This window comes from Sorangium sp. So ce836 (assembly GCF_028553905.1).
In the GTDB taxonomy this organism is placed as follows: Bacteria; Myxococcota_A; Polyangia; order Polyangiales; family Polyangiaceae; genus Sorangium; species Sorangium cellulosum_D.
In genome coordinates this window covers 5,344,669-5,367,476 of the sequence record NZ_CP102233.1, presented here as the reverse complement: position 1 = coordinate 5,367,476, position 22,808 = coordinate 5,344,669, and the positions used below count along the sequence as shown (strand labels likewise).

Below are 22,808 nucleotides of genomic sequence, written 5' to 3'. Positions count from 1 at the left end.
CGCCGCGGTCATTTGCCGGCGCCGCCGAGCAGCCCCTTCAGCTTCGCCACGAGCCGCAGCGCGTCGAGCGGCGCGAGCCGATCGACGTCCACGGCGCGGAGCGTCTCGAGGATGGCCGCCTGCTCCGGCGTCACGGCGGCCTGCGCCGGGACGAACAGGTCGAGCTGCGCGGCGCCGCCGCGCGTGCGGCCGCGGAGCGAGGCGTGCTTGCCGCCCGGCAGCGCGGCGCCCGACTCCAGCGTCGCGAGGATCGCGCGGGCGCGCGCGAGCACGCCCTCGGGCACGCCCGCGAGCCGCGCGACCGCCACGCCGTAGCTGCGGCTCGCGGGGCCGGGCTCGAGCTTGTGCAGGAAGATCACGTCGTCGCCGTGCTCGCGCGCGGCGACCGAGTAGTTCGCGATGCCCGGCGCGCGCGCCGAGAGCTCCGTCAGCTCGTGGTAGTGCGTCGCGAACAGGGCGCGGCAGCCGATCGCGTCGAACAGGTGCTCGGCCACCGCCCAGGCGATCGCGAGGCCGTCGTACGTGCTCGTGCCGCGGCCGATCTCGTCGAGGATCACCAGCGAGCGCCGCGTGGCATCGCGGAGGATCTCGGCCGTCTCCCGCATCTCGACCATGAACGTGCTCTCGCCCCGCGCGACGTTGTCGCTCGCGCCCACGCGCGAGAGGATCCGGTCGACGAGGCCGATCTCGGCCTCGCGCGCCGGCACGTAGCTGCCCATCTGCGCGAGCACCACGATGAGCGCGACCTGGCGCATGAGCGTCGACTTGCCGGCCATGTTGGGGCCCGTGATCAGCCAGAGCCGCTCGCCCGAGAGATCGAGGCGGGTGTCGTTCGGCACGAAGTGCCCCGCGGCCGCGTAGCGCTCGACCACGGGGTGGCGGCCGTCGCGGATCGCGAGCGCCTCGCCGGCCGTGACGTGGGGCCGCACGTAGTCGTTGCGGTGGGCGACGTCGGCGAGGGCGGCGGCGACGTCCCACGCCGCGAGCCTGCGCGCGAGGGCGCGGAGGCGGCCCTCGCCCTTCGCCACGAGGCCCCGCAGCCGCTCGAAGAGCGAGGCCTCGCGCTCCAGCGCGCGCGCGCCGGCGTGCTCGATCTTGTCGGCGAGCTCGTCGAGCTCGTCGCTCGTGTAGCGCTCGCCGGTCGCGACGGTCTGCTTGCGGCGGAAGCTGTCCGGGACCTTGGCGACGTGCGCGCGCGTCACCTCGATGTACCAGCCGAAGACGCGCGTGTACTTGACCCGGAGCGACGGCGCGCCCGTCTGCGAGCGCAGCTTCGCCTCGAGCGCGAGGATGAGCTCGGTCGCGTTCTTCTCCACGGCGCGCGCCTCGTCGAGCTCCTTGTCGTAGCCCTCCCGGAAGATGCCGCCCTCGCGCGCGTTCGGCGGCGGCCGCTCGACCAGCGCGGCGGTGAGCTCGGCGCAGACGTCGGCGGCGACGTCCACGGCCGCCGCCTCGGCGAGCAGCGGCGCCGCGCCCCCGTCGCCGAGGTCGGGGATCGACCGGACCGCGGCGACCGCCGCCGGGGCCGCCGCGAGGCCGTCGCGCAGGCAGCCGAGGTCGCGCGGCGTGGCCTCGCCGAGGAGCGCGCGGACGCTGAGGCGCTCGAGGTCGCCGACGCCGCCGAGCGCCTCGCGCAGCTCTCCGCGGGCGCGCGGGTTCGCGACGAAGAGCTCCACCTCGTCGAGGCGGCGGCGGATGGCCGCGACGTCGGCGAGCGGCGTGAGCAGGCGGCGGCGCAGGAGCCGGGCGCCGCCCGGGGTGACCGTGCAGTCGATGACGTCGAGGAGCGTGCCGCGGCGGCCGCCGTCGGCGGCGCGCGCGAGCTCCAGGTGCGCCTGGGCCGTCTCGTCGATGCGCAGCGTGCCCGAGGTGTCGTGCGGGGCGATGCGCCGCACCGGGATGCGCGCGCCGGGGCTGCAGCGGCGCGCGAAGCGCAGCGCCCGCGCCGCCGCGCGCACCGCCGGGAGCGGGTGCTCGGCGAGCGCCGCGGCCGAGATCGGCTCGATCGCGGCGTCGTCGAGGATCGACGCGACGTCCGCGCTGTCGAGCTCGTCGTCGTCGCGCAGCGCCGCGCGGCAGGAGAGCGAGGTCGCGGCCGCGCGGATGTCCGGCAGATCCCGGGCGATCAGCGCCTCGCGCGGATCCGCCCGGGAGAGCTCCGCGAGCAGCGTGGCGGCGTCCGGGACCGACGTCGCCGAGAGCTCGCCCGTGGAGAGATCGAGCAGCGAGAGGCCGTACGGCCCGCTCGCCGCGCCGGCGTCGCCGCGCGGCGCGCCGCCGCCGTCGACGGCCGCGAGGTAGTGGTTGGCGCGCGCGTCGAGCTGCTCGGTCTCGGTCACGAGCCCCGGCGTGACGACGCGCACCACCTGCCGCGGCACGAGCCCCTTGATCTTCGACGGGTCGCCGCACTGCTCGCAGATCGCCACCTTGTGGCCGAGCGCGAGGAGCCGCGCGATGTACCCGTGCGCCGCGTGGTGCGGGACGCCGGCCATGGGGACCTCCTCGGGCTCCCCCTTGTTGCGGCTCGTGAGCGTCAGGTTCAGCGCGCGCGACACGAGGACCGCGTCGTCGTTGAACATCTCGTAGAAGTCGCCCATCCGGAAGAAGAGGATCGCGTCCGGGTGGAGCGCCTTCGCGTCCTCGTACTGACGCATCACCGGCGTGAGCTTCTTCCTGGCCGCGGGCTGCTCGGACAGTTGCATCGCCGGGGTTTTAACCGCGACGCCCGGCAAGGTCTACGCGGGACTCGAGCGTTCGCAGCGCGATTATCCCGCGATTTTCGTGGAAAACTCGGCGCAGAAACCGGAATGGCGCGCGCCGCTCGGCGGGTGGGGCTAGTGGAACCGGCGCACGACCTCGGCGCCGTTTCCGCCGAGCAGGATCAGGCCCTGGAACGAGCCGTCGGTGACGGCGATCTCCCCGGTCGCCGGGACGGGCCGGATGGCCTGGGGCTGGAGCTCCACCTGGTTCCTGACGAGGTCCACGAAGAGGGGGTTGAACGCCCCCTGGGTGGTGAAGCGGAACTGCATGTCCTGCTCGGGCACGCCCCCCGTGATGGCGAAGCGGAACATCGGGTTGACGAACGCGCCCGGCGCGCCGTCGGTCACCCGCCCGTCGACGGGCGTGTGCGCGACGCGCCCGTTGAGCCGCGCGAGGCGCGCGTCGCACGAGTCGCGGCACCTGCCCGTTTCGGGATCGGCGATCACGTGGTGCAGGAAGCCGGCCGCGTTGCTCCGGACCACCCACTGGCGCGCCGGGCGGACGTCGAGCTGCACCTCGCCGGGGAAGCAGCACGCCGCGAACGCGACCTCGTCGACCGCGGGATCGCGCGACTCGAGCGCGAGGCGGTCCTCGTAGGCCTCGGCGACGCGGAGCCCCGGGCGCGACGTGATGACGCTGCCGTACTTCGCGTTGCAGCTCTCGAACGAGCACACGGCCGGATCGACCTCGTCCCAGTAGCCGGCGTCCTCGCCCGGGAGCTCGGACGTGATCTGCACGAAGTCGGCGAGCTCGGCGGCCTGCGCGTCGGCCTCGCCCTCGGGGACGCCGGCGGCGAGCAGCTGCTCCCGGGCGCTGGCCCGGCTCTGCACGCCGCGGCGGCAGAAGCGGGCGTCGCCGCTCCTCACGGCGGCCTCCTCGTCGAAGTGGACGAAGGTCCGCGCGAAGCCGGGGAGCGTCCCCTCGTAGGTGACGGTCCACGCCTCGTTGACGAGGTGCACGCGAGGGTCCTCGAGGTTCATCGCCAGCGCGTTCTGCGGCTGGCCGGACCTCAGCACGAGCCCCCGCTCGTCGAGCGCGCTCTCGCCGGTGTCGGCCGACTCGATCGCCGCGCGCTGGGTGCCCACCGCGAGCGCGAGCGCCGGCGCGTCCGCGGCCTCGGACGGGAGCGTGGCGCGCATCTTCGGGCTGTCCGCGGAGAGCGGGACGACCGCGCCGCTGCGATCGTAGAGGATCGGCAGGCCTTGCACGCCGGGCTCGAGGACGCCGGTGGCGTCGTTCGTCACGACGTAGTCCTCCGAGCGGAGCGCGTGCGGGAGGACGACGTTGCAGGAGACCTCGCCGCTCGTCTTGAGCGGCTCGCCGCCGGGAGATGCCCCGGCGCAGCCCGCGCGGGCGCTCGGCTGCTCGGGCCCGCGGCAGGCCGCGTCGAGGTCGTCGACGTCGACGACCGCGACCTGGCCGTTCGTGAGCGCGAGGTAGGCGAACGAGCCGCGCAGCTTGAGCGGGCCGGCGCCGGAGTCGCGGTTCGGCGAGGTGCGGTACAGCGTCTCGAGGTCGCACGAGGCGACGTTGACGTCGCACTGCCTGAGGTCCGGATCCGGATCGCACCGGAGGCCCTCCGGCGCCACGCCCGACGCGGGGAGGATGGCGGGGGCGTCGCGATGGACGATCGCGAGATCGCGGACCGGCGCGGTCAGCCGGATGCGGTCGGGCGGCTGGAACGGGTTCCACTCCGGATGGGGGCGCGCGAGCGGCGACCGGCTGGACGCGCCGTCGCTGACGTCGAAGACCATGACGCTGCCGTCGCCCGCGTCGACCGCGTAGAGGTAGCGGCGGAAGTCGGGCGGCAGCGCCTGGCTCACCGCGATGCGCCTCGTCGTGACGACGCGCTCGGGGTCGAGCGTCGACGCGGGCAGGAGCGGGGGCAGCTCGGCCGGCGCGCAGGGCGTCGGGAGATGGACGACGTGGATCACCGGCGCGTCGAGATCGCCGATGAACAGCCGGTCGCCGGCGAGCGCGAGCCCCGCGGGCCGGGGCGTCGCGACCGCCTGCGCGGGGCGCGCCGGGGTCTCCGGCTGGACGCACGCGGCGGGGCCGTCCGACGCCTCGTCGGGCGCCGGGGACGGCGGCGCGACGGGCAGCGAGACCTCGAGGGGGACCCACCGCTCCACCTCGCACGGCGCGAACCCGCCGTCCTGGTACCGCTCGTCCTGGAGGAGCGTCTGCGCGTCGATCACGGCGAAGCCGCCGAGCTCGGGCATGCTCACGACGAGCTTCTGCCGGCCGAGCCCCTCCTGGCTCAGGTCGCCGCTCCCGCTGCCGCAGGCGTCGCCGCCCGCCTCGGCCTCCTCGGGGCTCGCCGGCTCGACGTCGTAGGCGCCCGAGCACGAGGCCCGCAGCTTGCCGTCGGGATCCGGCGGATCGGAGGCGAGCAGCACCTCGCCGGGCGGCGAAGGAAGCGAGCACGCCGGCCACGCGGTGAGCGACGGGACCGGACAGCCGGTGCGCGGCACCACCTTCGACGACGGGAGCGCGAAGATGCCCGCGCGCCCCGGCTCGGCGACGGCGACGAACGACGCGGTGCCGCCCGGCGTCGCGATGATGTCGACCGGCTGCGCGCCGACCGGGAGGAAGCTCGCGCCGGGCATGCCCGTGTCCTGATCGAGGATCGGCGAGCTCTCGGTGGTCATGTCGATGACCGCGATCTCGCCGCGCGACGTCTGCGTCACGAGGGCGTAGAGGTGCGGGAGCGTGGCCTTGCCCCCGCTGGCCGCGTCGACGCCGAAGTCGCTGGGCGACTTGGCCGTGCGGTCCCCGCAGTCGGTGATCGGCAGCGAGCGCACCACGCCCGGCGCGCTCGGATCCGGCCGGTCGACGGCGAGGCAGACGAAGGCGCTCTGGCCGGACTGCGACAGCGCCTCGACGGCGACCGGCTCGGGGTCCTCGGCGCACCCGGCGAGCGCCAGGACGGAGGCAGGGGCGATGACCGCGGCGCGCAGCTTCATTGGGACTCCCGGGGCGGGACCGGCGTGCCCACCGTGAGGATCATCTGTGCGGACGTGTTCGCCTTGCGCAGGTCGAGGTCGACGACGCCGAGGTACGAGTCGGTAAAATGCGCGATGTACATGAGGGAATAGGGTTCGCAGCCGTCGCTGCCCGGCGCGCAGTCGCAGCGCTCCTTCTCGTCGCCGCAGGCGTAGCCCGTGTCGAACGCGAGCGCCTGCGGCCCGCGCCCGGTGGCGATCTCGGCGTCGATGCCGCGCGCTTCCGGGTCGTAGGAGAAGACGCGGCCCGAGTCGAACGCGGCCGCGAAGACCCGCCGGTGGCGCTGGTTGTCCGCCCCGATCACCTCGCCCACCTCGACCCGCGACGGGTAGGCCGCGAGCCGCACGGCGTCGCGGATCCTGACCGTCTCGTACGCCGCGGCCCACCGATCCTCGGGCCTCTCGGGATCGGCCGATGCGTTTTCGACCAGGGTCGTGATCACCTCCCCGATGAGCAGCGAGTTCGGGAAGCGGTGCGCCACGTACAAATCGAGCGGGATCTCCGTGCACCGCGCGAGGCACGCGTAGTCGGCGTCCCCGCAGCCCGCCTCGCACGCCTGCCGCTCGCGCGCGTCGATCGCGATGCCGCGGGAGTCGGTGCCGTTCGCGAGCGCGGTGATCGGGGTGGTGGGCGACTCGAAGAGGAGCGCCGCCGCGCCCTCGGACGCTTCCTGGTAGCGGAGCAGACCGAGCTGCGGCGCCGCGATGAACGTGAGCGCGAACGCGGGCTGGTAGTCGATCTCCTGGTCGGCTGCCTTCAGCTGGGCAACGAGGCGCGGGCGCGGCACGGCCGCGAGCTCCGTGGGGCCGAGGGCGAGATCGGTGAGGACCGCGGCCAGCTGCGGCCTCCTCCCTCTCTCCCACGGGTTCACGATGACGCTCGCGGTGTCCTCCGTCTGGTGCGAGACGACGACGCTCGTCCCGTCCGGGCCGGCGGCGATGCCGAACGGCTCGAGCGGCAGCTTGCGCCGGAGGAGCTCCTGGCCCGGATCCTCCCCGATGCGGTGGTCTCGGCCGCAGCGCCCCCCCGCCTCGGCCGCGCCGCAGTCCAGCTGAAAGCAGGAGTCCCCGCTGCAGCGCTGCGCGTCGGGGGCGTCGAGCCGATCGTCGGCGACGTCGAAGAAGGTCACCGAGGGGTCGCCGCGGACGGGCACGAACAGCCGCGCCTTGGGCGCGTCCGCGTCGCCGCCGGCGGCGTCGCCGGCGAGCGGCCGGTGCACGAGGAGGACGTTCGACGCGAACGCGCCGATGACGGCCGAGCTCCGCACGACCGCCTCGTCTCCCTGGAGGGAGGAGAGATCGAGCGGCGCGCACGGCCCCGGGTAGCTCAGCGGCGCGGGGTTGGTGCCGAGGCCCACGGCCCCGCACGCCGCGCTCACGGTGACGCCCTCGCCCGCTTCGGCCGGCGCGAGCGACGCCTGGAGCGCGAGCGCCCGCTTGCGCAGCCGCTGGAGATCCAGCGCCTGGACCGTGCCGCCGTTGTACTGGAGATCGAAGTCCGAGTTCGCGACGTAGAGGACCCGGCCGCCGGGGGACGCCGCCAGGCCGGTCGGGAAATAGAGCCCTGCGCCCGGCGGCGGGAGCCCCTCGCTGTCGACGAAGCAGCCGGCACCCCCGAGCCCGCCCAAGATCGAGGCCGCGAGGCCCACGCCGACGATGCGAGGTGTCTGGAGAAGTGCGCTGCCGAGCTTCATGCGGGCGCGGAGACTAGTCAGCGCCACGAGCACTGGCAACCCGCTCCACGAGTTCGTTTGCGGCGGACGCGCGCGGCGCGCGCCGGCGCGACGGAAGCGTGCGGCGCACGCCGGCGCGAGCGTCGGCGGACGAAGCCGGCTCCGGAGAGCGCGCAGCGCCGGGCGGTGGAGGGCACCGCGACGTCTCGAGCGCGTCGAGCGCGGGCCCTTCGACCTCGCCGCGGTCGCAGCGGGCGTCGCGGCGACCAAGGACCGAGGCGCTCGCTCCTCCGGTTGCCGCAACGCAGCACGACCCCGCGCCCGGCCCGGCGAGCGCACACAGCGTGGCGGCGCCGCCGCCCGCGAGGTGTGCTGTGGCGCCCGCCCGCCGGCGCGCCCGCGACAGGACGCAACGTCGCTCTCCTGCGCCGATTGGTACCCAAGGTGCGCCCTTCCGGTGCGGGCTCCGCCGCCGAGGCCGGGGCAAGATCGATCGCCGTCGTCCGTCCCCCTGCATGTTGATCTCGGAGACGCGTCGCGCCTTTGCTACGTTGGTCGCCGGGACATGGCCGATCTCGCAGCCGCCCTTGTCATGGGAATCGCCCTTCTCGGGCTGATCTATTGGTATTTTCGTTCCAACAACGGCGACCGGGCACGGCCGCGCGCGGCGATGACGCCGTCGCACGGTGGCCCAGGAGCCCAGGCCCTCGACGAGGGGGAGGCAGATCTCGAAGGCCGAGCGGCCGCAGCCGACGCACAGGAAGACGCGCGCGTGCCCGCGGGCGAGAGCTCTCACGCGAAGACCACGGGTGGACACGGCCGCGCGGAGCGCGTCTCGGGCGCCGACTGGAAACGTGCGAACGGGCCGTCGCGCCACGACGACGACGATGACGCCTTCGACGACGACGACGACCTGACGCTGATCACGCTGGCGCCGCCGGAGGTGCTGCAGAGCACGATCAAGCGCCCGAGCGCCCCGTCGTACGGCGGCGACGACGACGACGACGACGATGACGACGATGAGCACGAGCGCGAGGAGCCCTCCGCCGTGCCGATCATCTACGACGACGAGGCGGCGGTGGACGAGCCGACCAGCTCGTCGCCGCTCCTGCTCATCAGCGCCGTCGGGCAGACGGATCCCGGCCAGAAGCGCAAGAAGAACGAGGACTGCTATCTCTGCCTGGACGAGCACTACCTGTTCGCCGTGGCCGACGGCATGGGCGGCCACGCGGGCGGCGACGTCGCCAGCCGCCTCGCGGTCGACACGATCGCGCGGGCGTTCAGGGATGAGTCGTTCGTGGACAGCGACGCCGAGAGCCCCTACCCCGACGTCCCCCGCCGGGGCAGCGAGCTCGCCGTGGCGATCCAGCGGGCGAACCAGGCCATCTACGAGCGCGCCCACGCCGAGCGGAGCCTCACCGGCATGGGCACGACCCTCGTCAGCGCCCGGTTCTCGCCCAACAAGCAGCGCCTCTACATCGGCCACGTGGGCGACAGCCGCTGTTATCGCCTCCGCGACAACGAGCTCACGCAGCTCACCACCGATCACACGATGGGCGCCGCGGGGATCACCGGGCCGATGGCCAACCACCTGAGCCGGGCGATCGGGATCTCCCCCGCGGTCAAGGTCGATCTGATCATCGCTCGCCCGCACCCCGGCGACGTCTACCTCCTCTGCTCCGACGGCCTGTCGAAGATGACGACGCACGAGGCCATCCGCGACATCCTCCTCGCCGAGCCCGATCCCGAGAAGGCATCGCAGGCGCTCATCGAGAAGGCGAACGCGGGCGGCGGCCGCGACAACATCACCGTCATCCTCGTCCGGGTCAGCGACCCCAAGGATCTCGCGCGGCTCGCCTCGCGCGCCGGCGCCGGCGCCGGCGCCGGCGCGGGCTGATCGCCCGGCGGCCCTTCTCCCCTCTCTCTCGTCCTCTCCCCCCTCCCATCGACATCGACATCGACCCCGCGCAGCGCTGGCCGAGCGGCCCGCGCTGACGGCGGAGCGCGCGCACGCGGTCGCCGCACGCCGTTCGCACGCGGTCGCCGCACGCCGTTCGCACGCGGTCGCCGCACGCCGCTTGCACCCCGTTTGCGCGCTGTTACGGCCAGCGTGCCTCGATTGCCATGAATACAGCCACGCTCGCTCGATGGACCGCACAATGGCCCAATACGTATGCTGACCAGAATCGTCACAGATTCGGATCTCGGCCGCTCGCAAATCACGTTAACGAGCCCATTACGCATCATCCTCTTCGATTATCACGCTGCGTGGCGCTCGCCGGGCTCGAGATCGCGCGCCAAAGAAGCGTCATGAGCTCTTGACGCGCTATGCCTCGAGAGCTCTCAATGGCCGCCGCCAACAGCCAATCCGCGGAGCCATCGAACCGGAATGCCACGCATCTCTCTCTGCAAGATTGTTTTCGCCTCTCTCCTGTTCAGCGCGCCCGCGCTGGCCGCGGAGCCGACGCGCCGCACGCTGCGGATGCACTACAGCGAGGATCCCCGAGCGGCGTCGTGCCCGGGAGAGGGCGCGCTGCGCGAGCAGGTCCGGCGGCGCACGGGCTACGACCCCTTCCGCGAGGACGCGCCCGAGGGGGTCGACGTGGCGATCGGGCCTCGCGGCGCGGCGCTGGTCGCCACCCTCAAATACCGGGACGAAGATGGCAGGGAGTCCGCCCCGCGCGATTTCAACGCTCCGCTCGGCGACGGCGCCTGCGCGCTGCTCACGAGCTACGTCGCGCTCTCGATCGCGTTCACGCTGACGCCGTTCGGGAGCGACAGACAGGTCCCCGCGACGGCGCCGCCTCCCCCCGAGCTCGCGCCGCCTCCGGCCCCGCCGCGGCCGCGCACGCCGCCGGCGCGCCCGCTCCCCGCGACAGAGCCCGCCGGGCGCCGGAGCGCGATCCGGGGCGGCACCGGCGTGTTCGCGCAGATCGGGCTGACCGATCAGCTGATCGGCGGCGTCTCCTGGTTCTGCGAGGCGCGCTGGTCGGACCGCCTCTCCTTCGGCCTCGAGGTCCAGGATGCGTTCCTCCCGCTGAGCGCAGGCCCGAGCGAGGGGGGCTGGAGCCTTGGCGCCTCGAGCGCCGGCGGGCGCTCGGACGAGGAGACGGGCCACACCCGCATGCTCGTCACGACCGCGCTGGTCCCGTGCCTCCACACGAACGACCTGCTCGCCACCTGCACGGTCGTGGAGCTCGGCGTGCTGACGCTCTCCGGGCAGCCCGGCAGCCCGAGCGGGCTGCTCCTGGTGTTCATGGCGCTCGGGCTCCGCACCGGGGTCGAGCTCGCGCTGAACGACCGGCTCTCGCTCTCGACCCACCTCGAGCTCCTCACGGCCGTGGGGCTTCAGCAGCGCTCCCCCGTCGACGTCCTGAGGGCTCCTCATCTGAGCGCGTCCGTGGGCGCCGGGGTGATCGCGGCGTTCTGAGCGCGCCGGCCGGCGCAAGCGCATGCGGCGCGCAGGAGGCGCGCGGGATGCTTCCGGCGAGGTCATGACGGTGAGGACGGCGCGGCGGCACGGATCGTGGCTGGAATTTTCGACCACCGGCCCGGTCCTCGACGCGCTCCCTCGGGGCGCCGCGCGCCGCGCCGCGCGACGAGCGTCGGCCCAGGTCGCCCGCCGGCGCGCGCCCCGCGGCGCAGAGCGCCTTCTCTCTGGCACGAAGCCGCGAAATTCGCGTAGCCTTTCCTGACGGTGCTCCCGGAGTTCACCGATCCGACCGACCGCTTCATGATCGAAGCCCGCAGCCGAAGCGGCGGCATGGGCGATATTTTCAAGGGCACCGATCAGACCACCGGCGCCCCGGTCGCGATCAAGATCCTGCGCGCCGCCGCGTCGCCCCAGGAGCGCGCCCGCTTCGCGCGCGAGATCGCGATCCTCGCCGATCTGCGGCACCCGAACATCGTCCAGTACATCGCGCACGGCACCTGGCTCGACGGGCGCCTGTTCTTCGCGATGGAGTGGCTCGACGGCGAGGACCTCGGGCAGCGCCAGCGGCGCGCGCCGCTCGGCCTGCGCGACTCGGTGGAGGTCGTCCGGCGCAGCGCGGCCGCCATGGCGGCCATCCACGCGCGCGGCGTCGTCCACCGCGACCTCAAGCTCTCCAACATCTTCCTCGTCCGCGGCAAGGGCACCGCGATCAAGCTGATCGACTTCGGCGTGGTCAAGCTCGCGACCCCGGACGACTGCCCCACCGAGCGCGGCACGATCATCGGCACCCCGCACTTCATGGCGCCCGAGCAGGCGCGCGGCGAGCCCGTGGACGCGCGGGCCGACGTCTACTCGCTCGGCTCCGTGCTGTTCCGCCTCGTCACCGGCAGGAACGTGTTCGAGACCGAGCACGCGATCGCCCTGCTCGGCCGCCTCGTGCTCGAGGACCCGCCGCGCGCGCAGCAGATCCGCTTCGACGTGCCGGAGGCGCTCGACGAGGTGATCACGCGCGCCGTCGCCCGCGATCGCGAGGTGCGGTACGAGAACGGCGGCGAGCTGGCGCGCGCGCTCGCGCGCGTCGGGGAGCTCAACAACGACCCCCCGGCGACCGACAGGTCCGCGTCGGCGATCCGCCGCGCGGCGGCGCCGGAGGTCAGGTCGGGCCCGGCGAGCCCCGCGGGGCCGAGCGACGAGCGGCCGCAGGTGCGCCTCGCGACGAGCGAGCGGCGCGTGGTCGCGTGCGTGCTCTTCGAGCTCGGCGCCGGCCCGCTCCGCCCCGAGGTGGACGCCGCGCTCCGCGAGGTCCTCGGCGACGACGCGCGGCTCGAGCCGCTCCTCAGCGGGAAGATGGTCGCGGTGCTCGGGGTGGAGCGCTCGCGCGGCGACGAGGCGATGCGCGCCGCGCGGGCGGCGCTGACCGTCGCCAGGTCGACGCCGGGCGCGCGGGTCTCGGTCGCGGTCGGGCACGCGGTCCGCGGCCGCGCGAACCTCGCCGGCGAGGCGCTCGAGCGCGCGGCGCAGCAGCTGGAGTCCGCGGTGCCCGGCGCCGTCCGCATCGACGGGTACGCGACCGCGGCGCTCGAGGGGCGGTTCGTGGTGCAGGAGGACGCGCGCGGCGGCGTGCTCCTCCACGAGGACGCGGCCGGCTTCGACGCGCGCAAGCTCCTCGGCCCCCCCACGCCGACCATCGGGCGCGAGCACGAGATCGCGCGGCTGCAGGGCATCTACAGCGACGTCGCCGAGGACGCGGTCCCGCGCGCCGCGCTGGTGACCGGCCCGGCCGGCATCGGCAAGAGCCGCGTCCGCGCCGAGCTGATCCAGCGCCTCGACATGGCGCCGCACGCGCCGGTCATCCTGCTCTGCCGCGGCGATCCGATGAGCCAGGGGTCGGGGCTCTCCGGCCTGGGCCGCGCCCTGCGCGCGCTCATGGGCATCCACGACGGCGAGCGCCTCGACGAGCAGGTGCAGAAGGTGAACGCCCACGTGGCGGTGCGCCTGGCCCGCCCGCTGCGGTTCCTCGCGGGCTTCATCGGGGAGCTCGCCGGCGTGCCCTTCCCCAACGAGGGCAACGAGCCGCTCCGCGCCGCCCGCGAGAGCCCGCAGCTCATGGAGTCGCGCACGCGGATGGCGATCGAGGCGTTCTTCCGCTCGAAGTCCGAGAGCACGCCGCAGATCCTGGTCATCGAGGACATGCACTGGGCCGACAGCACCACCGTCGAGCTCGTCGACTGGCTGCTCGGCTGCACCGACCTCCGCTTCGGGGTCTTCGGCTTCGCGCGCCCCGAGCTCGCGGGCCGGTTCCCGTCGCTGTGGCAGGAGCGCAACGTGACCCGCATCGCGCTCTCCCCGCTGTCGCCGCAGGCCGCGGATCGCCTCGTGGCGACCGCGCTCCCCCAGGCCGACCCGGCCGCGCGCGGCGCCATCGTGCAGCGCGCCGGCGGCTACGCGCTCTTCCTGGAGGAGCTCATCCGGCACGCCGCCGAGGGGCGCGACGACGTGCCGCTCAGCGTGCAGGCGCTCGTGCAGCACCGCGTCGACCGCATGTCGAGCGGGGTGCGCGAGGTGCTGCGCGCCGCGTCCGTCTTCGGCCCGGTCTTCTGGACCGCGGGCGTCGAGGCGCTGCTCGAGCGCGCCGTGGGCGCGGAGCTCGCCGAGCTCGAGGCGGGCGAGATCATCGCGCGCGAGCTTTCGCCGCGCGTCGCGGGGCAGGCGCAGTGGACGTTCCGCCAGTCGCTCGTGCGCGACGCGGCGTACGCCTCGATCCTCGAGGAGGACCGCGCCGCGCTCCACCGCGCCGCGGCCGCGTGGCTCGAGTCCGCGGGCGACGTCGACCCGGGGCTCGTCGCGCGCCACGCCGAGGCCGGCGGCGAGAAGACGCGGGCCGCGCTGCTCTACGCCCGGGCGGCGCGGGCCGCGGTGGCGAGCGGCGCGGAGCTCGACGCGGCGCTCGATCTCGCGACGCGCGGGCTCGCCTGCGGGGCCGAGGGGACGACGCGCGCGACGCTCCTCGTCCACCGGGGCGAGGTGTGCGAGCTCCTGGGCCGCGCCCCCGAGGGGCTCGACGCGGCGGAGGAGGCCGCGCGCCTCGCGCTGCCCGGATCGGACCTGTGGGGCGAGGCGCAGCTGCTCGCGGCGCGGTGCATGATCGCGGCCGGCGAGAGCGCGGAGGCGGACGCGCGCGCCGCCTCCGCGCTCTCGCCGCAGTTCGCGGCGGCGCTCTCGCCGCAGATCCGCGCGATGCTGCTCGCGTCGCGCGTGCGCGCCCTCGTCGACCTGAGCCGGCCCGCGGAGGCGCTCGGCGCCGCGGAGGCGGCGATCGAGGTCGCGCGCGCGAGCGGCTCGACGGCCGCGCTCCTCCACACCCGGGAGGCGCACCTCGCCGCGCTGATGCACGTCGGCGACCTCTCCGCCGCGGCCTCCGCGGGCGCGTCGCTCGTCGCGGACGCCGACGCGGAGGGCGACGCCGTCATCGCGGCCAAGGCCCGCCTGAACACCGGATCGGCGCTGAACCAGCTCGGCCTGTTCGAGGAGGCGCAGGCGCTGCTCGAGCGCGCGCTGCAGGGCGCGCGGAGCCGGAAGCTCCGGGCGCTCGAGGGCTTCGCGCTCCACAACCTCGGCATGTCGTACGCGCGGCTCGGCAACCTCGAGGAGGGCATCGCGCACGAGCGCCAGGCGAGCCGGATCGCCGACGAGTGCCACGTCGCGCGCCTCCGGATCGCCGGCCGGCTGTACGAGGCGATCTTCCTCGTCTGGCGCGGCGCGCCCGGCGATTACGGGACCGCCCACTCCATCGCGCGCTGGCTCTGCGAGGAGACCGCGCGCCACGCGACCGCGCTGCAGGCGATGGCGAGCTTCGCGCTCGCCCGCGTCCAGCTGGCGCGGCGCGAGCTCCGGGCCGCGGTCGAGGCGGCGCGGGAGGCCGCGCGCCACCTGGAGGGCGGGCCGATCGAGGAGTGGAACGACGCGATCCGCCTCACGCTCGTGGAGGCCCTCCTCGCGGTCGGGGAGGAGCGCGAGGCGCACGCCGCGCTCGACGCCGCGTTCGCCGCCCTCCGCGCGCGCGTCGACGCCCTCCGCGATCCCCGTCACCGCGAGGCGTTCCTGCGCGGGAGCGACGACGTCGGGCGGCTCATCGCGCTCGCCCGCGAGCGCCTCGGCCGTTCGCTGCCCGCGGCCTCGGCGGAGCACGCGGCGGACGCGTCCGTCCATCGGGCCGCTGCAGCGCCGTCGCGGGGCAGGAGCGCGACGAAGACCGCCAGCGCCGTCTCGCGGAAGGATCGCGCCGACGCGCCGGGCGCCGAGGCCGCGGGGCAGCGCGGCGCGGGGCCGGCGCAGGGCAAGGAGGCGCACGGCGACGGCGCGGCGGCTCCGGCGCGCGAGAAGGGCGCGCCACGTTCTTGACGTTGGGTGACCAGGTAGCTAAGGCCTTGCCCGATGCAAAACAACGCTCCTGAGCGGCCCTTCGCGCGCTGCTCCACGATCTCCAGCCCCGTGCGTTCGGCCGACGCGAGCCGTTGTGCTGCGCCCCCTGCCCGCCGTGCCGCGGGCCGGCGCCCCGCGGCGCGCCTCCTGCCGCTGCTCGCCGCGGCGGCGCTGGGCGGGGCGGCGCTCCTGTCGTCCGCGCCCGCGTTGGCGCAGTCGAAGATCGCCGTCGTCGACGTGCGCCGCGCCATGCTGGAGACGGAGGAAGGGCTCCGCGTCCAGGCGACGCTCAAGAAGCTGTTCGACAGCCGCCAGGTCGAGCTCGACACGAAGCAGCGCGCGCTCGCCGACGAGCGCGACAAGCTCGACAAGGAGGCCCAGGCGGGCAAGACGCCGAAGGACGCGCTCCAGCGCCGGTTCGAGACGTGGCAGCGCCAGGCCGCCGAGCTCCAGGCGACGATGGTCGATTACCAGCGCGAGATGCAGCGCAAGGAGAGCGAGCTGACCACGCCGATCCTGCAGAAGGTCCTCGGCCTGCTCCGCCGCCTCGCCGCGCAGGAGGGGTACGACCTCATCCTCGACAAGTCGGCCGCGCCCTATTACCGCGCCGATCTCGAGCTCACCGATCGCGCCATCCAGATGTACAATAGCGGGCAGGTTGGCGAGGCGGCGCCCCCCAAGGGCGCGCCGCCGGCCAAGGGCGCTGCGCCCGCGGCCCCGGCGAAGCCGGCCCCGCCGGCCAAGAAGTAGCCGAGCCGCGACGGCCCTCGGAGGGGCCCGCGCCGCTCCGTCGGGGAGGTGATCCGGTGACCTCGTCTCTCGTCGGCCGGGGAGCGCGCCTCGCGGCCTGGATCGGGCTCGGCGCCGCGGGCGCCCTCGCCGCGCCCGCGGCGTGCCTGTACCCCGACTACACCTTCGATGAGCCGGAGCCCTCGGGGAGCGCGGGCGGCGGGGCCGGCGCGGAGGACTGCTCGAACGGCGACGACGACGACGGCGACGGGCTCGTCGACTGCGCGGACCCCGCGTGCGGCGACTTCGTGTGCACGACGGCCGTGCCGGAGGGCTGGAGCGGCTACTTCGCGCTGTTCGACGGGGAGCCCGCGAGGGACCCGGGCTGCCCCGACGCGTTCGCCGCGGGGGAGCCGTTCGTCGGCAACCGCGGCCTGTCCGCGCCGCCGGCGCGCTGCACGTGCTCGTGCGGCCCGGCGGAGGGGCAGGCGTGCGATGCGCTGGGGGACGTCCTGATCACGGTGAGCGACGCGCCGTGCGGATCGGCGCACGTCTGCGCGTGGGAGCTCGACAAGATCCCCGGCTGGATGCCCAACACCTGCAAGGGCCCCGACGGCGTGTTCGGCGGCGGGACGACCTGCATGCCGGGCGGCCGCTGCGACGCGAGCCCGGACGGGCGTCCGTGCGTCGCCTCGGTCTCTGCGAGCGCGATCGCCGCGACCGGCGGCGCGTGCGCGGCGAACCCCGTGCAGGTCCAGACGGAGGACCCGCGATGGACGCGGCTCGGCCGCGCGTGCGCCGCCGCCGAGCCGCCGGGTCAGGGCTGCAACCTCGGTCGGGTCTGCGTGCCCAGGCCGTCGGCGCCGTTCGAGGGCGGGCTCTGCATCGCGAAGGACGGCGACAACCCCTGCCCGCCGGGCGCGTACACGGAGAGGCACGTCTTCTTCACCGGCGTCGAGGACGACCGCGGCTGCAAGGACGACTGCGCGTGCGGGGCGCCGTCGGGCGGGGCCTGCCCGACGACGATCACCCTCTACTCCGACGACGATCGGATCGACACGTGCACGACACCGTTGACCGAGCTGCAGACCGGCGGGTGCGAGGACCTCGAGGGGAACCCCACGATCGTCGGGCGCAAGGCGATGCTGCCCGGCGCGCCCACCGGCGGCGCGTGCGCGGCGAGCGGAGGGACGGCGACCGGAGAGGCCCGGGGCGCCGCCCCGAGGACGTTCTGCTGTCAGGGCGCAGGCTGACCGGCCCGGAGGGCGCCGACCGGCCCGCGGGCGCCCAGGCGACCCGGCCGCAGCGGCCTCGGCGGCCTCAGAACCTGCCGGCGACGCTGAGGCCCGCGAGGTCGGCGCCGGGCGCCTGCGGCACGACCTCCGCGCGGCGGACGCGCCCGCCGGCGCTCCGCCGCGCCGCGGCCCGGGCAGCGGCGGCGCCCGCGTCCGGCTCGGCGGCGCCGCCGCTGCTCGTCGCGAGCAGGACGATGCCCGCGGCCACGGAGGCGACGCCGAGCCCGATCGCCGCCTCGGCCACGCCCGTGTAGAGCCGGCCCCGGTCGGCGATCGGCCTGGCCGAGGGAGGGCAGCTCCTGTCGCCGCCGCACAGCGCGTCGAGATCGCTCAGCGTGCCGGCGCGGAGGCCGAGGAAGACGCCGCCCACGGCGCCGAGCGCGATCCCGGCGCCGAGCGCCACGAGGCCCGGCGCCTTCGACGGCCGCGCCGCCGCCGGCGCTTCGCTCGCCGTCGCCGCCGGCGGCGCTCCCGGCGGCGGCGCGCCCGCCGTGGGCGCGGCGGCCACCGGCGGCTCGGCGATCGTGATCTCCACGGTCTTCGCGTGGCCCTCCTCGAGCGTGACCGTCTCCCGCACCACCTCGCGGCCGCCGATCCGGGCGGCGACCACGTGCGGCCCGGGGTCGACGGGGATGTCGGCGCTCATCTCCGCGGCGCCGAGCGCGGTGCCGTCGAGCAGGATCGTCGCGGTGAGCGCCCCCGCGCCGCGGCGGATCGCGAGCCTCGGGACGCGCGCCTCGAGATCCTCGATCCGCGCGCCGACGTTCGCGGTGACGTCGTTCGCCCTCGGGTCGCCCGCGGCCGCGGCCGCGGCCATGCGGTAGTTGCCGAGCGCCGAGACGAGCTTGCCGAGCCGCGCCTCGCACTCGGCGATGTTGAACAGCACCTGCGGCGTGCGCCGCACGTTCGCGACCGCCTGGAACCTCGCGAGCGCCGCGGCGCAGTTGTTCGCCGCGCTGAGCGCGACGCCCTCCTGGAAGAGCACCCGCGCCGCCGCGAGCTCCTCCTTCGTCTGGGCCCCCGCCGGAGGCGCCGCGACGAGCGCGGCGCCGAGCGCCGCGGCCGCGACGATCTGCCTGCCGGTCTTGCGAAGTCCGCCCTGCTCCATGATCCCCTCGGGGGCGCAGCGCCCAGCGTGGGCCATGCTCCCTCCATGGCGCGCGGCGCGGCAAGGCCGGCAGCGCGCGCCGCCTGCGCGGCGCGGCGGCTCGGCGCTGGAGTTCATCCTGCCGCCGTGGCCCGCGCGACAAGCGAGGCGCCTCGCGACGCCGCGCGCCCCCTCGCCTCGCTCACCCCGCGCGCCGGCGCGGCCGCGTCCAGCGCCCCGGCGCGCCCGACGCGCGCGCGGCGATCGGCCGCCACGCCGCGATGGCCTCCTCCTGCACCACCACGAAATCGTGCGGATCGAAGCGCACGAAGGCCCCGGTGCGGACGATGAGCTCGCGCTGGAGGTGCCGCCGCTCCGCCGGGGTGACCCGGCCCGCGTCGAGCTCGTCGAGCACGACCTCCGGCGAGTACGGTCGCCCCCGCCGGTACCGCGCGCCGAGGTCCCAGCCCTGGCAGCGCTCCATCCAGAACGCCCGCCAGCGCGCGGCGTCCACCGTGGGCAGCTCCACCAGCTCGGGCGCCGGCGCCGGCGGCAGATCGCGCGGGTCGCTCACCAGCTGCGCGAGCTTGAGCTCGCGGGGCTCGCCCACGTCGGGGTCGGGCGGATCGGCGACCACGATCTCCTCGTCCTCCACCGCGACCTCTTCCCACATCCCGGCGCCGGTGATCCGCTCCAGCGCGAAGGCCGCGGCGAGCTTCATCGCCTTGTCCCCGTCGCGCTCGAGCCGATCGATGAGCAGCGGCACCGCCGAGGCCGCGCCCGTCCAGCCCACGGCCGCGATCAGGCCCTCGCGCGGCGCCTCGAAGGCGCGGGCGACGAGGTGCCGCGCGTCCGCCTCGTCGCCCGCGATCGCGAGCAGGAGCGCCGCCGCGTCGCCGCCCTCCGGCGCCTCCATCGCGCCGCGCAGCGCGATCGAGGCGTGCGGGTGGTCCGAGAGCGCCATGGCCGTCCAGGCGGCCTCGCGGAGCGCCGGGTCCTCGGCCGCGAGGGCCCGCTGGATCAGCTCGGGCAGGCGCTGGCTCGGCCCGCAGGCGAGGTGATGGAGCGCCCGCGCGGCGACCGGGGCCGCCTCGTCCGAGGCGGCCGCGACGAGCTCGTCCTCGGTCGCGAGGCCGCGGTACGCGAGGACGTCGATCGCCATCGCGCGGACCAGCGGCTCGGGCTCGCGGAGCAGGCCGCGGAGCGCGAGCGGCAGGAGCTCGTGCGGGACGAGCTTCAGGGCGGCGCCGAGCTCCTCGATGAACGCCTTGTCCCGGTCGCTCCGGAGCAGCGCGAGCTCGGCCGCGGCGAGCGCGTCGCGGCCGGCGAAGCAGCCGAGCACCATCGCGCTCGCGAAGGCCAGGCTCGGATCCTTCACCGGGGCCTCGGCCACGAGCCGCGGCACGTGCTCGAGCGCCGGCGCCCCGATCGCCGCGATCACGTCGATGGCCGCCAGCAGGCGCCGCTCGAGGACCAGCGCGCCGCGGAAGGGGTCGCCGAGCAGCGGCGCCCGCTGCATGCCGACCATCGCGACCTCCTCGAAGCACTCGCGGGTGCGGGCGCGGAGGAAGGCGAGATCGTCGATCGCGGCGCCGATCTCGGGCGCGAAGCCCGGCGGCGCCGGGCGCGCGGCCGGCTCGTCGCGCCGCGCCGGCAGCGGCCGCGCCTCCGCCGCGGCGGGGAGCGCGCCGGGCGCGGGCGCCCGCTGCTTCAGCGCCTCGACGGCCGCCTTGAGCTCCTCGAACGTCTTCGGCCGCGCGATCGGCGGCGGCGGCGCGGCGACGAGCTCGGCCGGGGGCGGCTCCGGGACCTTGATCCTCGGCACGAGCGACGCGCGCGGGACCGCGTGCAGCCGCGGCCGATCGCGGCTCGCCCGGATCGGCGGCGGGTCGAGCGGCGGCGCCGGCGGCACGGCGGCGAGCCGCGCCTCGGCGCGCTGGAGCCAGGCGCGCGCGCTCCGCAGCCGCTCGCCCACCGCCGCGAGGCCCGCCTCGATCCCCGCCGCCTCGCCGACGGCGATCGCGGCGCCGTCGACCTCCGCCGCGGCGGCGCGCACGGCGGCGACGCGATCGGCGCGGCCGTCGAAGGCGTCGTAGATCCCGCCGAGGGCGCGTTCCAGGGCGCGCGCGGGCCCGGTCAGGTCGGTGACCGGCTCGACGTCGTGCTCGAGCGACAGCGCCGCGCGGCGGAGCGCGGCGTGCGCGCTCTCGAGCGCGTCGTGGGCGAGCAGGTCGAGGCTGCCGGGCGCGGAGGGCTGCCCCTCCTGACCGCCGGGCGCGACGAAGGGCAGGTACGAGAAGGACACCCGCCATGGATACACCCACGCGGAGGAGGCCCCAAGCCGCGCGCTGAGGTAGCCTGGCCGCGCGATGAGGGATCCTGCGCAGGACGTCGAGGTCTACGCGACGCTGGCCGCCCGGCTCGCGGACCCGGGTGCCGACCGCGCGGCGCTCCTCGCGGAGCACGGGCTCGACGAGGCGGGGTGGGAGGCGCTCGACGACGCCTGGCAGGCGCGGCTCTCCGAGGCGGACGAGGACGACGGCGATGAGGTGGGCGTGCCGCCGCTCGTCGCCGCCTTCGCCGAGACGTTCGCCCGGGTCCAGCGCGGCCGCGCGAAGGGCGAGCTGTCGTTCGAGCGGTTCCTCGAGGCGGCGCGCGCGATGAAGCGGGGCACCGACATGGCGACGGTGCTGAGCCGGCTGGACCTGACGCTGGAGGACTACCTGAGCGCGCAGCAGCGGTGGACCGCGGCGATGCTGGAGGACGACGAGCTCATGGCGCAGTTTCAGCGGGCGATGAGGTAGCGGGGATGGCCGCAGGGCGAGATCGGCCGGGGGAGCCGGCGCATCGCTGAGCGGCGGAGGGGCGTAGGCTCGGGGAGGCATGGTGGAGGGCGAGGGGCGCGAGGGGACGGTCCGATCGATCACGCTCGAGGAGCTCGCCGCCATCGCCGGGGCCCTCGAGGCGGGCTTGCCGCGGGACGAGGTGCTCGCCGGGGCGGGGCTCTCGGTCGAGGCGTGGGAAGCGGCGCGGGAGCGCTGGATGTCGAGGCTCGCCGCGCGGGCCGCCCGGGGGCAGCTGCGATCGAGCCAGCGCTACCTGGAGCTCGTCGCGGAGCAGAAGGGCCGCGCCGAGGCGAAGGCGCGGGACGCGCGCCGGAAGCTGGAGGGGCCGGTGCCGGTGGCGCCCGCGGCGCACCTCTCCCCGCTGAGGAGCGCGCCCCGGGACGCGGCGACGCCGACGTCCGCCGCGGGCGCGGGCGGTGAGGCGGCCGCGCGATCGCCGTGGGCCAGGATGGGCGCGGGCGCGCCGCCGGGGGCCGGCCGCGAGGAGGCGCCGGCGCCGGCGTCGGCCGTGCCGTCGCCGCTGGCGTCGGTCGTGCCGTCGCCGCTGGCGTCGGCCGTGCCGTCGCCGGTGCCTGCGGTCACGCCCGTGGCGAGCTCCGAGCCGCCGACGACGGCGCCGCGGGGCGGCGTGACGCTCTTCGGCATGCAAGCGGTCGCGCCGCGCGAGGCGCTGCCCTTCCGTCGAGCCCCTTCGAGCGCACCTCCGGCCGAGAGCACCGCGACCCCGGCCGCAGCGAGCATGAATGCCACGCGCATCGGGGCGGTCAGCCCGCTGCCGGCCGACAAGGCCTTGCCCTTCGCTCGCTCGGCCCCTGTCGCTCCGATCGACACGGCGCTGCCGTTCTCGCGCCCTACCCCTTCGCCCCCGGCCGACAAGGCCCTGCCCTTCGCGCGCCCCAGCCCTCCGCCCCCGGCTGACAACGCCCTGCCCTTCGCGCGCACTGCCTCTGTGGCTCCGACCGACAAGGCCCCCCTGCCCTTCTCGCGATCCACCCCTTCGCCCCCGGCTGACAGCGCCCTGCCCTTCTCTCGCCCTGCCCCTCCGCCTCCGGCCGACAAGGCCCTGCCCTTCTCTCGCCCTGCCTCTCCGCCTCCGGCCGACAGCGCGCTTCCGTTCGCGCGCTCCGCCCCTGCGCAGCCCGTCCGTGACGAGACCGCGCCGTTGCCACCTCAGCGCTCGTCGGGGAGCTGGGCCCTGCCCTTCCAACAGCCGAGCCCCGCCTCCGGAACGCCCGCGAGCGCGTCGCCCGCCACGTCCGCCGCGCGGGCGCAGGCCGACGTCGAGGAGCAGGAGATGCGGCGCGTGGAGCGGATCACCCTCGGAGAGTACGCGCACATCTGCGCCGAGCTGCGAGAGCGCCCGGGACACGACCAGCAGATCCAGAGCCGTTACGGGCTCAGCCCGCAGGGCTGGGCCGCGCTCCACGCGATGTGGCACGAGCGCTTCCAGGCCGATCCGGCCCTCAAGGCGCGGTGGCAGGCGCTCATCGAGCAGAGCGCGCAGCGCTGAGCCACGAGCGCCGAGGCGCGGCTTCTCCTGCCCCGACGCGCGCGAGAC

General features: G+C 75.7%; 13 protein-coding genes. 8 read left to right on the top strand and 5 right to left on the bottom strand.

From position 1 onward, the window contains the following. Positions 1-8: 8 nt before the first annotated feature. Positions 9-2,654, bottom strand: coding sequence for a DNA mismatch repair protein MutS (gene mutS / locus NQZ70_RS19525; RefSeq protein ID WP_237245442.1), 2,646 nt, complete (start codon positions 2,652-2,654; stop codon positions 9-11). Between the two features lie 7 nt (positions 2,655-2,661). Here mutS and NQZ70_RS19520 point away from each other — a divergent pair, with 7 nt between their 5' ends. Beyond that, complete coding sequence (locus NQZ70_RS19520; RefSeq protein WP_165373702.1) at positions 2,662-2,838, top strand: hypothetical protein; 177 nt, start codon at positions 2,662-2,664, stop codon at positions 2,836-2,838. Here the strand turns inward: NQZ70_RS19520 and NQZ70_RS19515 are convergent. Together NQZ70_RS19515 and NQZ70_RS19510 are read right to left on the bottom strand one after the other, a co-directional pair. Continuing rightward, on the bottom strand, positions 2,835-5,726 hold the full coding sequence (locus NQZ70_RS19515; RefSeq protein WP_129575557.1) for a hypothetical protein: 2,892 nt from the start codon (positions 5,724-5,726) through the stop codon (positions 2,835-2,837). The genes NQZ70_RS19520 and NQZ70_RS19515 overlap by 4 nt on opposite strands. Further along, on the bottom strand, positions 5,723-7,459 hold the full coding sequence (locus NQZ70_RS19510; protein WP_165374053.1) for a hypothetical protein: 1,737 nt from the start codon (positions 7,457-7,459) through the stop codon (positions 5,723-5,725). Before NQZ70_RS19510 ends, NQZ70_RS19515 begins: the two co-directional genes overlap by 4 nt. A gap of 571 nt (positions 7,460-8,030) precedes the next feature. Here NQZ70_RS19510 and NQZ70_RS19505 point away from each other — a divergent pair. The 5 genes from NQZ70_RS19505 to NQZ70_RS19485 all read left to right on the top strand — a co-directional run bounded on the left by NQZ70_RS19505 (position 8,031) and on the right by NQZ70_RS19485 (position 17,275). Continuing rightward, a complete protein-coding gene (locus NQZ70_RS19505; protein WP_237245441.1) occupies positions 8,031-9,335 on the top strand; it encodes a PP2C family serine/threonine-protein phosphatase in 1,305 nt (434 codons plus the stop codon). 492 nt (positions 9,336-9,827) lie between these two features. Next, positions 9,828-10,868, top strand: a complete 1,041-nt coding sequence (locus NQZ70_RS19500; RefSeq protein WP_129575556.1) for a hypothetical protein — start codon at positions 9,828-9,830, stop codon at positions 10,866-10,868. A 267-nt stretch (positions 10,869-11,135) separates the two neighbouring features. Further along, positions 11,136-15,272, top strand: a complete 4,137-nt coding sequence (locus NQZ70_RS19495; protein WP_129575555.1) for a serine/threonine-protein kinase PknK — start codon at positions 11,136-11,138, stop codon at positions 15,270-15,272. A 90-nt stretch (positions 15,273-15,362) separates the two neighbouring features. Next, positions 15,363-16,043, top strand: a complete 681-nt coding sequence (locus NQZ70_RS19490; RefSeq protein WP_237245440.1) for an OmpH family outer membrane protein — start codon at positions 15,363-15,365, stop codon at positions 16,041-16,043. A 56-nt stretch (positions 16,044-16,099) separates the two neighbouring features. After that, entirely contained in the window at positions 16,100-17,275 is a 1,176-nt protein-coding gene (locus NQZ70_RS19485) for a hypothetical protein (protein WP_129575553.1), read from the top strand. 67 nt (positions 17,276-17,342) lie between these two features. Here NQZ70_RS19485 and NQZ70_RS19480 read toward each other — a convergent pair whose 3' ends face one another. Next, positions 17,343-18,461, bottom strand: coding sequence for a hypothetical protein (locus NQZ70_RS19480; protein ID WP_129575552.1), 1,119 nt, complete (start codon positions 18,459-18,461; stop codon positions 17,343-17,345). Positions 18,462-18,606: 145 nt separating this feature from the next. Further along, positions 18,607-20,709 (bottom strand): hypothetical protein, encoded by a 2,103-nt coding sequence (locus NQZ70_RS19475; protein ID WP_129575551.1) that lies wholly within the window; start codon positions 20,707-20,709, stop codon positions 18,607-18,609. 64 nt (positions 20,710-20,773) lie between these two features. Between NQZ70_RS19475 and NQZ70_RS19470 the strand changes: the two genes are divergently transcribed. Both NQZ70_RS19470 and NQZ70_RS19465 read left to right on the top strand, forming a co-directional pair. Beyond that, positions 20,774-21,208 carry a hypothetical protein gene (locus NQZ70_RS19470; RefSeq protein ID WP_129575550.1) on the top strand — a complete coding sequence of 145 codons (435 nt, stop codon included), beginning with the start codon at positions 20,774-20,776 and terminating at the stop codon, positions 21,206-21,208. Between the two features lie 79 nt (positions 21,209-21,287). Then, positions 21,288-22,760, top strand: a complete 1,473-nt coding sequence (locus NQZ70_RS19465; RefSeq protein ID WP_129575549.1) for a hypothetical protein — start codon at positions 21,288-21,290, stop codon at positions 22,758-22,760. Positions 22,761-22,808 lie beyond the last annotated feature (48 nt).